Genomic DNA, 11,842 nt, shown 5'->3' with positions numbered 1-11,842 from the left:
GGCTTTTAATGCTATCCCTAAAGTGTCACAGTTATGTGAGCATAATTATTGATTTAACTAGAAATATCGAAATGGATGGAAGGAAGTTAGGTATGGGTGTGAGTAAAAGTATGTTGTTTAAAGGTCTATGGACTATGTTGTGCATAGGCAGCGCTACAAGTGGGTACGCAGAGAATAGAATTGATACCCAACGCTCTGATGCGCCAGCGCTTTCGGCCTACGGCGAGTTTACTGTTGGTGTGCGGAAACTAGAGGTGGTTAACCCTAAGCAGATTGATATTCTTGCTCTTGATGCAACCCAGCCTGAACCCGACACCTTTCCTACTTATGACCGCCCCTTAACCCTAGAGGTTTGGTATCCAGCACAGACAGGCAGTACTGGCGATACCGTTTTGAATGCTTATATTCGCGATGGCAAACAGCAGGTTGAACTTCATGGTAAAGCAGTAAGAGATGCTGCGCCTTTAGAAACGAAAGAAGCTTTTCCACTGGTTTTGGTGTCGCATGGATACCCTGGAAACCGTTTTTTATTGTCACATTTAGCGGAAAATATTGCCTCTAAAGGTTATGTAGTCGTATCGATTGACCACACCGACTCTACCTATCGCACTCAGGCTGCCTTTGCGTCTACGTTAGTAAATCGCTCTGTCGATCAGTTATTCGTGCTATCGCAAATTGAAATCATGTCGAAAGATGAAGGTTCATTTTTATACCAATTAGCCGATGCCAGTCACACAGGTATTATTGGTTACTCTATGGGTGGATACGGCGCAGTAATAAATGCGGGGGCTGGCATTACTGAGCAAGCGGTAAATAGTAAACTGAGTGCGCCCTTTGGTACCTTGGCTCGTCATCAAACCGGTGTTAGGGAAAAGGTTGATTCTCGTGTAAAAACGATTATTGGCTTTGCACCTTGGGGTATGAATTACCGTATGTTTAATTTAGACAGTGTGGCTATTCCTATGATGCTGGTGGCAGGTTCTCAAGATGATGTGTCAGGGTATGAAAACGGCGTGAGAGCCATTTGGGAAGGGGCAAAAAACGTAGACCGCACTTTGTTAACCTACGATAACGCCAATCATAATGCGGGAGCAGTAATGCCAGCCCCTGAAGAGTCTTTCGTATTTGATGAAGCATTAGGTTTCGATGTAAGTTCACATTATATCGACGCGGTATGGGATAACGCACGCATGAACAACATTGCACAGCATTTTGTTACCGCGTGGTTAGGTAAATACCTTAAAAATGAAAGCCGCATGCAAGCTTATTTAGACGTATTACCGGTATCAAATGACGGCGTGTGGGCTATTGATGAAGATGGCAATCCGAAGGCAGAGCATACTTATTGGGAAGGTTTCCCTCATCGCACCGCAAAAGGCTTAAGATTAGAGCAACTGCCTGCATGGCAATAGTACTTTCGAAGTTTTATACGGCGCTTTGAAGTAGCGAATGTGAAAAATTAACTATAAAAAAGCGGCGTAGAGGTTAACTCTACGGCGCTTTGTTTTTCTAGCTAGTGCTTTTAATTATAGCTTCCAAATACTGCTTTAAACCTGCAATGTTAGAATGAGTAACGTGCACCAAAGGTGTAGCGAGGCCCGTATTGACGAGCAAATAAGAACTGCTCTTCAAAACGCCCGTAACCTTGCTCAGTTTCATCGTTGATATTCACACCCTCAAGGAACACGGTGAGGTTTTCATTTACATCGTAGTTCACGCTGGCATCAACCTGCCCGTATGTATCGAACTGTGTCGCTGGATTATCAGCAGACCCTTGATCTTGACCCATACCGACGAGGTAGTCCGAACGCCATGCGTAAGTCACTTTCACAGATAAGCCATCTTTTTCGTAAAACACTTGGAAGTTAGCTGAGTCACTAATACCCGCAAGTGGGTTTTGCTCAGCGCTTAAATCGTAAGGGTCATACTTAACATCGCCGTCAACGAAAGTCGCATTTGCACCTACGCCAAACCCAGTATCACCGAAGGTATGTTGAACGGCTAATTCGACACCCTCAACCGAGCGGGTATCGCTTAGGTTACGAGGTTTGGTTACCCGCCAGGTAATTAAAGGGTCATCAGCGTTAGGGGTTACTACGCCATCAGCATCCGCATAACCGTTATCTACAAAGTATCCGTAGATGGCGCTATCAGTTGCTTGCACGCCTGCTGCTTCTAACGCAGACACAGCTTCGTTCCAGCGTGGGCCTTGGTAAATGTCGTTTAAGCCTTCAAAGGTTTCTTCTTGTGCTGAGTAAGCAATGTAGTTTTTAACAGACTTTTTGAATAAACCGACAGAGGCGTAACTCGCTTCGTCGTAATACCACTCAAAAGAAAGGTCAATATTCGTCGATTCATATGGCAGCAAACTTGTGTTTCCTTCGGAAACCGTTCGAGAACCAATTTTAGGGCTTCCACTGAAAGCTCGGCCGCCTTGTAGTTCACCGATAGGCGCACGAGTAATCGATTTGCCCCAAGAGAAACGAGCAACAACATCGTCGGTGACATCGACTTTGACATCTAGCATAGGCAGTAAGATATCGTACTTACCCGTAAAGTCTTGAAGTTGTAAGTCAGCCTCAAATTGTGTTATCCACTCTGATGCCGCTACCCAGTTAACTTGAGTTGGCACGCGAACTTCTGCGGCACTAGGTACTTCCGTTTCTTCATAGCGCAGGCCAGCGTTTACTTGAACATAGTAATCGCTGACTTCGAATTCCCACTCTGATTGTACATAAATAGAGTCGGTGGTCTCTTCAACATTACTCACTGACGGATCGCCACTGAAATAAGGGTCAATCGAGTAAGCGTTACTTTCACCTACCACGTCAGCGGTAAGGTAAGCTAGCTGACGAGCAACGGCTTCATCAAAGTCAAACGTGTAATAGTACCCAGGATTCATGCTAGCGCCGCCACCAGAGAATGCGTCTAGGAAGCCGCTGGTGTCGTTTCTGACGAACATATCGTCTGGGAATATTTCAGTGTAAGAAGGGCTGAAGCCCGGCCCGCCACGCAAGCCACTCCATGCGGTAAATCCTGTTAAGGTTTGCTCAGTTCGTGCATAACCAAAATCAATTTTTACCAATGGAATATCAAAGGCTGAGTTGAACCAGGTTCCGTCTAACTGAAGCTGCTCGATGTCAGAGCGGCCTGGAGAATAGATGAACTGGCTGAAGTTAGAATCAATTTCACCTGGGTTAATTTCGTTCGTGCCGTTATTCCAGTTAACAAAAACTTGTGGAATTTCGCCTTCTCGGTAGTCATATACTTTAGAGCTAAGCTGATTAGATCCCAAAATAACTTGGCCTGCACTACCTAACCCTTCATCGTAGCCATTGTCTGTTTCATTGTACGAATCATGGTAATCAAGAGTGAAAAACCAGTCGTCATTCATTTCCCAATCTAAATTCACGCCAAACGAACGAGCATCAACCCGCGTTGTATCCCGGCTGGCAGTATATGAGCCATCGTCACCACTGATATCAGCATAAACAGCGGTACCATTGGCATCGAGTTCGTAGGCATTTATGTTAGAGCCAAAGTTATTCCATATGCCCCAGCCAACCGTATTTGTTCCAGTCGTGGCGCGGGTAGCGGTATAATCAACAGTGGCAGTAAAATTATCTACGGGGCGAAATTGAAAGGTAACCTGACCATTTGAACGTTCGCGCTGTACATCATTAATGCTGTAATTCATATCTTTTGGGAAAAATGCAGCGTCAGTGATATTGGTGCGATTATCGATAACGTTAGCAGCATCTAAATCTGGTAAATCTGCGTTTTCTTGCAACACCCAGCCTTGAACACTGGCAGCCTGTTGTTGGAAATCACGCTCTTGATGAGAAAAAGACACCCCAAAACCAAACATATCGTCAGCGAAGGTGTTGCTGTAAACCCCAGCAATTTCTGGTGTTACATCATCGCCTTCAACATTCGAGGTATCGTAAATGCCCTTCGCCGAAAACGAGGCTTGTTGACCAGGGCGAGAAAGAGGCTTCATGGTAATGATATTTACCGTAGCACCTAACCCACCACTTGGGTTTTCAGCACGGGCTGTCTTGTGTAGCTCAAGAGTACTCACCCCTTCAGATGACAAGTTCTCTAAGTTAAATGAACGGGTGAAGCCGGTACCTGGCATTTGACGACCGTTAAGCGTCACCAAGTTAAATTCTGGGCCAAAACCACGAACGGTAATTTGGCTACCTTCACCGTTAGAACGGCTGATAGTCACACCGGTAATGCGCTGTAACGATTCCGCAAGGTTAGTATCCGGAAACTTACCTAACTCTTCTGCCGAAATGGCATCTACAACGCCGCTTGAGCTGCGTTTTACGTCCATTGAACGAATCATACTGCCGCGAATACCGCTAACCTGAATAACTTCAACTTCACTTGGTACGCTATTGTCAGAGGCCGCAGCTTCTGACGTTTGCGTTTCTGGTCTTTCTACTTCTTGCGCAGAAGTAGAAAATGCCAAAGTTGAACCCATCAACAAAGCCATTGATGTGGCGAGCTGGGTCTTTTTAAATGTTGTATTTTTCATAATTGACCTACTAAATCTTTATCAATTTATTGCTGCCGCTTGAGTGTGCAAACGGCAGAAGCTTTGTTATTGCGCTGCAATTTCAGCATTATCTATACGGTATACCGCACCTTCACCGGTGCCCCACGCTGGGAACACCATCACAACATCGATAGCGCTGATGTCTAACCCAGCGTCGTACAAGGTTTGAAGTGGGAAGGTGTAGGTTTGCCATTCGCCAGTAATTGGATCTGCGCCTTCTAGACTCTCTGAAATAGCAAGCTCAACCGCGGTGGAGGTATCGCCTGATTCAATCTTAAATAGCCAAGGTGCTGATGCATCGTTAGGCGCCGAGCTTACCTTCATTTCGAAGCGGACTACGCCTGTTGAAAGCAATGAAGAGGCATCAAAATAAACATCGTCGTCGGCAAGAAAGCCCATTACGGTAGGTGTCGCACCAATGCGGAATTCAGCTACTGTACCGTGGTCGGTATCATCCACTTCTTCTGTGGGTGTCGAACCGCCACAGCAATCCCAAATTGACCATTGGTCAGCCGCTGTATCAGCGAATATAGTTAATTCGGTTGCAGCAGGTGTGTCACCATCTGGGTGGTAAAATTTCACGTTATCTAAGCGATATACCGCGCCTTCACCTGCGCCCCAGGCTGGAAATACCATAATCACATCTATGGCACTTAGGTCTAGGCCTGCCGCTTGTAGGTCAGCAATAGGAAAGGTATTAGTTTGCCACTCACCGGCAGTTGGCGCTTGTCCTTCAACGCTATCAGAGATGGGTAACTCAACCGCAGTGGCACCGTCGCTAGATTCAACTTTAAATAACCAGCCGGCACTCGCATCGTTTGGCATGTTGACAACGCGCATATCAAATTGCAGTAAACCGCCATCGGCTAAGGCAGAAGCATCAAACGGCGTGTCGCCACCGCCTGACGCTGAACGGGTGATAAAGCCCATAACAGTAGGCTCTGCGCCAATACGAAACTCGGCCGTTAAACCATGTTCTTCATTGTCGATTTCTTCTGTAGGGGTTGAGCCACCACAGCAATCCCACATCGGCCAGTCAGGGTTCATTTCATCTTCAAATATCACTAATTCCGGATACGCAGACTCTTGCGAAATTTCAACATTGTTTACACGGTATACCGCACCTTCACCGGCACCCCATGCTGGGAATATCATGATGACATCAATAGCGCTGGTGTCTAAACCGGCATCAGCTAAAGCGCTTAATGGAAATTCATAAGACTCCCATACGCCTTGCTCAGGTGTATCGCCACCGGTATCAGCAGGACCGACATAGCCAGTCATTAAAGGTAGCTCGACGGCGGTAGTACCTTCACCACTTTCAATCTTAAACAACCAAGTAGCAGTCGTGTCGTTAGGGGCAGACATCACCTTCAGGTCGAATTTTACGCTACCGTTTTCTTCCATAGGCGAGGCATCGAAGGGTGATGCTTGACCTGCTGGGTCGGTAATAAATAGCTCGCGGCTAATAAAGCCCATGACAGTAGGTTCTGCACCAATGCTGAATTCATATACCTGACCTTCAGCACTATCTTCTACTAACGCAGGTGTTGAACCTCCGCAGCAATCCCATGCTGGCCAATTAGGGTTGGTGGTACCTTCAAAAATAGTGAGGTTTTCTGCAATGCCTGTTGAAGGTGGAGAAGGAATAGGGGCGGCGCCTTCCACTAGCGCATCGTCTAGTGAGTCGTAGCCTGGACGAACGGTTTCACATCCTGCACCCGTATCTGGGTTTGAGGCACATTCGTAAACCCGAACATAGTCGATCTCAAAGCGCTGGCCATTTTCAAACGCACTGGCATCAATACCCGTTTCGTTTACCGCTTCAGGCCATTCTCCACCTACTGCTAGGTTCAAAATAAGATAGAATTCTTGATCGTATGGCGCGTTATCCCAATGGGTAACTAGTTCTCCAGTACCTTGCTCGAAGTATTCGGTGTACCAACCACGATGTGACAAGCCTGTGGCGTCGCCATTGCTGTTGTAACGTACTTCAGAACGACGCTGAGTGGCATACAAGTAGTCGTCCATATACCAACGAATTTCACCTTCTTGCCATTCTATCGCGTAGGTATGAAAGTCATCTGCTGGGTTAGCGCCATCAGGTAATGAATAGGCTTGGCCTGAGCTGTCGTTGTTTGGCCATTCTTGCCCATAATGCAAGGTGCCGTAGATATGCGCTTCAGGGTTGCCATCTGCATCGGCAGCTTTAAGGTTAACTGCTTCAAAAATATCGATTTCACCGGAACGCGGCCAGCCACCATACACTTCGTCGGTAGGCATCATCCAAAATGCAGGCCAACTGCCTTGACCCGATGGCATTTTAGCGCGCATTTCAATGCGGCCATATTTAAAGTCTGCTTTGTAACGAGTAATTAAGCGGGCTGAGGTATAAGGCTTTTGTGCACCGTCTTCAGCAGGTAATGCAACAATGCTTAATGCGCCATCACTAACGAATGCGTTTTCGTCGCTGTCGGTATAGCACTGTGCCTCGTTATTGCCACCGCCATCGCAGTTAACTTCGTGTGTCCAGTTATTATCGTCAATGGTCGCGTCTTCGAATTCGTCGCTCCACACTAGTTCCCAGCCTGTGGTAGGGGCGCTAGTGTCAACGGCGTCTATGTCGGTAGAAGTGGTTGCTCCACCGCCACAGCCAACCAAAGCTGTGACCGTTAACGCGGCAGCAATCCGAGAAAGTTGAGTTACATTTTTAGTCATTATCTTCAGCCCTAATGCTAAGTAAATGGTTATCTAAAACGCCGCGTTGGCCACGTCGAGTTATGTTTTGTAAGCGCTTCCATTTAAAGTTGTTATTTTTCTTTTTGAAAGCGCTTACATAAGGTTAATGCACGTTAATTGAAAGATCAACAACCCTCTTTGATATTTTTAACATTTGGTTTACTTGATACAAGTAAAAGTACGCAGGTTATGTAATTAACCTTATGTAACTTAAGATTTTTATTTTTCGCAATGCATGGTTATTGCATTTAATACAAAAATTTAACCTTGTATTCTGGTGAATAAAAATAAAATGTTAATTAATTCGCCGGGGCGTTATTAGTGCAAAACTCTCAGGAATGTTGCGCTTGCAAATTAAAATGTAAAGACAGCTATGCCAGCGTGTAAAAGTGTTTATGGTATTTCATGAAACGTTAGGCGTTGAGGTGAGTTCTTATCTTTCTAATAAAATGGGCAATACGTGTAGGGAAGCGGCTTCGACAAAAGCTTCTATTGTTTTGTTAGCAAGCTTTCTCGAGTGACCGAATACGGGCCGCTACGGTATTCGGCATCGTAATAATGGTCATGACAAACTGAAGTAGAAGCAGCGGGAGCGACAAGGCGGTAAAACGAAGGAGACGCATTGTTATTAGGCAATAGCATCAGTTCTGGATGTTGGATAAAAATCGTTGGATTAATTGAGCTAAGTGCTTGATAAGCGGCAAGCTGACAAAGGCGTTCGGCGGAACTCGATTCTAATCGATGAAGTGAGTTTTGAATAAGTTCTTGTACATCCTCTAATATAAATTCTAATCGCCAATGCGCTCCTGTGAATCGTGCTGATGGACTTATGAAAGCGTGACTAAAAGTTGGGTGTTGATTGAGTTTTTGTAATATCATTTTTGCTTCGCTAAATAGGTCAAACCTTCCAACTGTCACATAGGTTAATCCCGCACTATGATTGCGATGAAATTGGATTGACTCAGGTGCGATGGGCAAATGTTTCATCACTTCAAAAATAGAACGAGAATGCCTGAATATACCAATTTGAATTTCATATTTGCCGGTGGTGTCGGGGCTCGAAACCGGCTGAACGGTTGCAGAATGGTTTGCAAGGTTTTCGTTCGGTAATGCCGTTTCTCGCGCAAGCAAAATATCATCTACGAAAACGGAATCACCTTTTGCAGGTGCTGTAAATGAAAGGGCATCTGATTGAATAGTTAAACCTTGCTGAATGAGATAATCATTATCTATTTCAATGTGATAATCACCAGGGGGGATAGCGTTAACATAAAAATAGCCATCGCTCTCCGTTCGCGTTTTAACGACTATTTGTTCGGTATTGTCGATAATCGCTATATCAACATAAGCCGCACCACGGCTAGAAGAATCACCTACTACGTAAATGGTTCCTTCAACATCATTAAAGGTATGTACTGGGAATTGTGCTGTATTAACTCCGCCTGGGTGGGTTAATACTTGAACTTTTCCAGCGGCTGGCAACATATATGGGTCAGGCAGCGAATCAGATTTTAAGATGAGATTTTGTGTTCTAGCCCCAGTATTGAGCCTGACCATTCCATTGGCGTCGGTACTTTTATCACGCCACAGTGAACTTCCGGCAAACATGACTCCTTCTATGGGAGCTTCATTGGTGTCTTGGCGTAAATTTCGATTCTCGTCTAAGTAGGCAAACGCATCTATACGCCCAGCAGTGGCACCCGCTGAACGTTCAAAATTCAAACTTTGCGTATACGGGTTAACATTGGTATTGCCCGTTAAAGAAAGGTTTACTGACCAATCTCCGCCCTCCATTACGCTGGCTGCCAACCCAATATTCAACGACTCAAAACGCCAGTTGTGTTGGTGTCTAATTTCCAAAGCATTGTCAGTATCGCCTCTATAACGTAAGCGAGTTTCGCGATATTGGGAGAGTGTTTGCGGCCATCGCATCGACACATAGAAGTTGTCAGTTGAAAAGCGATCAGAGGGAATAAAGTTCCAAGCACTGGAAAGATTCCATCCATTAACGTCTTTGGCGTAATACAATCGACCAGTGACCGCAGCACTACTGTTGTTAGACACGCTGAACCCTGAAGCAAATGTGCCCCCCAGAAAGTTGTCATTTAAATTTACGTTTAGCGCACTTTGGGGATCATCGAATTCATAGGCTCGGTGGGTCATACTGGTGTTCCAACCAAAACGTCCAAGCCACTCAGTTTTGCCGTTCAAGCGCAACGAGGAAATATACTTAATATCATCATCTTGTGAGTATGCATCACTATAAAAATTGTTGAAGTAGCGAGTAGAAAAGTTCAAATTGAGGCTATTGCTGAACCTGCCGTTCCAGCCTAAAAACATACCGTAACCACCAGTATTCTGATCTGATACCTCAAATTTAAGCGCCGATCCGAAAAGCTGGGTGTTAATACCCGCAGTGACATACGAGGCAATTCCATCTTCCAGCCAAAGGCGTTGAACGCTAGCAGATAAGGTAGCGCTATCGGTAAGACCGTAGCCGAGCCTTGCGACAGTGGCTTTTCCTACCCCTGTTGTAGATACTTGACCATCAAGTAAGCGAAATTGATTGTCGGTAAGCCCAAATAAGAAGTCGAATTTTCCCTGCCTTAGCTGGTTATTACCAACATTGACGGTTTTAGTTCGAACCTCTTGCTGGCCTTCAGGTCCATATAACTTTAACTCAAATAAGTTTGCCCCGTAGAACGTTTCAATATCTTCGAAAAGTACCTTATTCTCCTCGTTACTGAATTGCTCATCGATAAATTGCCCATTTCTGAAGAGCTGTATTCGCCAGCCAGGTAATACGAACTCTTCAATGCTAGTGCTTGAAAAACTGCGCCGTTGCCGCGTGTCGCCATTGTGTACAATCAAGCCGAGTGACTGTCCAGAGCGTGTAACAAGTTCATCCCTTTGCAGCTGTATATCGCCAAATTCATAGGCAAAACTATTTAAGGCGTTGTCAGTGTTTTGGTAGTTTTCGTTTAAGGTTTTGCCAAACCGAAGGTAATGAATACTCGTGTCATCAACTCTGCTTACACGAAGGTTGGCTGAATGATATAAAAAATCGAATCCTGCATTTATATTGGCGGAAAAGCGATTATCGCTGCTCGCGCTATCCTGCTTAGATAAACGGTATGTAACCAGTGGCGAAGTGAAAAGTTGATATTGATCTTCAACAACTTTACTTGCAGGTACTACGCTAGGCGTAAAGTGTAGAGGCGGATTATCAGCGCTTGCGTTTGTAGATGAATTTAAGGGAAGACGGCCAGTGAGGTTGAGTTGAAGCAATGTATAATTAAATTTTTGTTCAATCTGCAATAATGCAGCAATCATGCGTGTATCGATATAAATATCGAATTCATCGGCTGCCCAAAGAAATGCATCAGGCCTTGTATTACTTAGAATGGGCAAGGTTTGATTAAATGTATGGTTGAAGCTGCAGAAATCTTCACTACCCTCTGACTGAATCGACCCCTGAGCCATTGATACTTCCCAATCTAGGGAAAGCGCGTCGGCGAACAGTGATGCGGGAACGAGGTATCGTTCACCTACAGGGTAAACGTCAAAGCCGTCCCAAAGGGGGCGGCCGTTAACGCGTAACACACTGATCAATAACTGGTCTTCGTCTAATGCCACCCGACTCGTGGAAGAAATGGGAGGGCAGGGTTCCGCCCATGAGACGAATACCGTAAGACACAAGAAGATGAAGGATAGTATCCTCATGACACGTTAGCGGGCTGCTATTTTATGACGTGATCAATAGATAGCGCTATATCACCACCGAATTTATCAATTTCAGTAAACCGAATAACAACAGGCCCTTTTTTTACGTTCTGCAGGGGAATTAGCACTTTTCGACGTTCAAGAGGGCGATACACAGCTACGTTGTTCAGTACACCGATTTCTTCGCCTTTAGCATCTTCTATGATGAAGTTTCCAAATAACGAACGGTTGCCCGAACGTTTAAGCCACACTTGTACGTGTGGTTTCCCGTTATAAATAATGGTGGATGGATTCACCATTGAAGCCTCAGCAGTAATGCGTCCATGACGCACTATAATCGGAATGTTGTATGCAAGTTTGCTGGCAAGGTTTACATTCCCGTTCGTACTAGGTGCTATTTCTGTTATTAAGCGAAGGTTAGCGCGGTACTCACCATCTGCAAGTCCAGCTGGCTTTCGCAAAGCGAAGCGTAGTGCTTGACGTTCTCCGGGTAGAATATTGCCGCGTTTTGGAGAGTACCTAATAAAGGATGATGCAGTGAGTGGGTCTTCTGTTACGGCGTAGACTAATCCCTCTTCAGTCATCGCATTAATAGATAGCTCTGCTCGGTAAGACATTTGCGTTGAGCTTGTGTTACGAATCTGGATAGAGTCTGAACGGGATTTTGAGTCAAAATAAATGCGAAATTTAGATAGCGAAACATCTGCATTAGCGACATTGGAAACAAATAGAGCAACAGAGATAATAAGAAAAGTAGAAAGGCGAATAGGTGTTAACAGCCGTATCAGTATCATATTTACTTTTGATTTCGAATAT

5 protein-coding genes are annotated in these 11,842 nt (G+C 45.1%); 1 reads left to right on the top strand and 4 read right to left on the bottom strand.

Annotated elements, in window-relative coordinates; translation table 11 throughout:
* The first annotated feature begins 92 nt into the window (after positions 1-92).
* The gene (locus FLAVO9R_RS18855; RefSeq protein ID WP_201299317.1) at positions 93-1,412 is read left to right on the top strand and encodes an alpha/beta hydrolase family protein; all 1,320 of its coding nucleotides are present in this window, start codon (positions 93-95) and stop codon (positions 1,410-1,412) included.
* A gap of 149 nt (positions 1,413-1,561) precedes the next feature.
* Here FLAVO9R_RS18855 and FLAVO9R_RS18850 read toward each other — a convergent pair whose 3' ends face one another.
* From FLAVO9R_RS18850 to FLAVO9R_RS18835, 4 genes are all read right to left on the bottom strand, one after another.
* Positions 1,562-4,543, bottom strand: a complete 2,982-nt coding sequence (locus tag FLAVO9R_RS18850; protein WP_159533824.1) for a TonB-dependent receptor — start codon at positions 4,541-4,543, stop codon at positions 1,562-1,564.
* A gap of 66 nt (positions 4,544-4,609) precedes the next feature.
* Entirely contained in the window at positions 4,610-7,282 is a 2,673-nt protein-coding gene (locus FLAVO9R_RS18845; RefSeq protein WP_159533822.1) for a glycoside hydrolase family 16 protein, read from the bottom strand.
* Between the two features lie 510 nt (positions 7,283-7,792).
* The gene (locus FLAVO9R_RS18840; RefSeq protein ID WP_159533820.1) at positions 7,793-10,939 is read right to left on the bottom strand and encodes a carboxypeptidase-like regulatory domain-containing protein; all 3,147 of its coding nucleotides are present in this window, start codon (positions 10,937-10,939) and stop codon (positions 7,793-7,795) included.
* A 104-nt stretch (positions 10,940-11,043) separates the two neighbouring features.
* Positions 11,044-11,820, bottom strand: a complete 777-nt coding sequence (locus tag FLAVO9R_RS18835; RefSeq protein ID WP_159533818.1) for a fimbrial biogenesis chaperone — start codon at positions 11,818-11,820, stop codon at positions 11,044-11,046.
* Between the last annotated feature and the right edge of the window lie 22 nt (positions 11,821-11,842).

This window comes from Alteromonas sp. 38, from assembly GCF_902506055.1.
In the GTDB taxonomy this organism is placed as follows: domain Bacteria; phylum Pseudomonadota; class Gammaproteobacteria; order Enterobacterales; family Alteromonadaceae; genus Alteromonas; species Alteromonas lipotrueae.
Note: the sequence above shows the minus strand (reverse complement) of the source record. Positions and strands in the feature narration are given on the sequence as shown.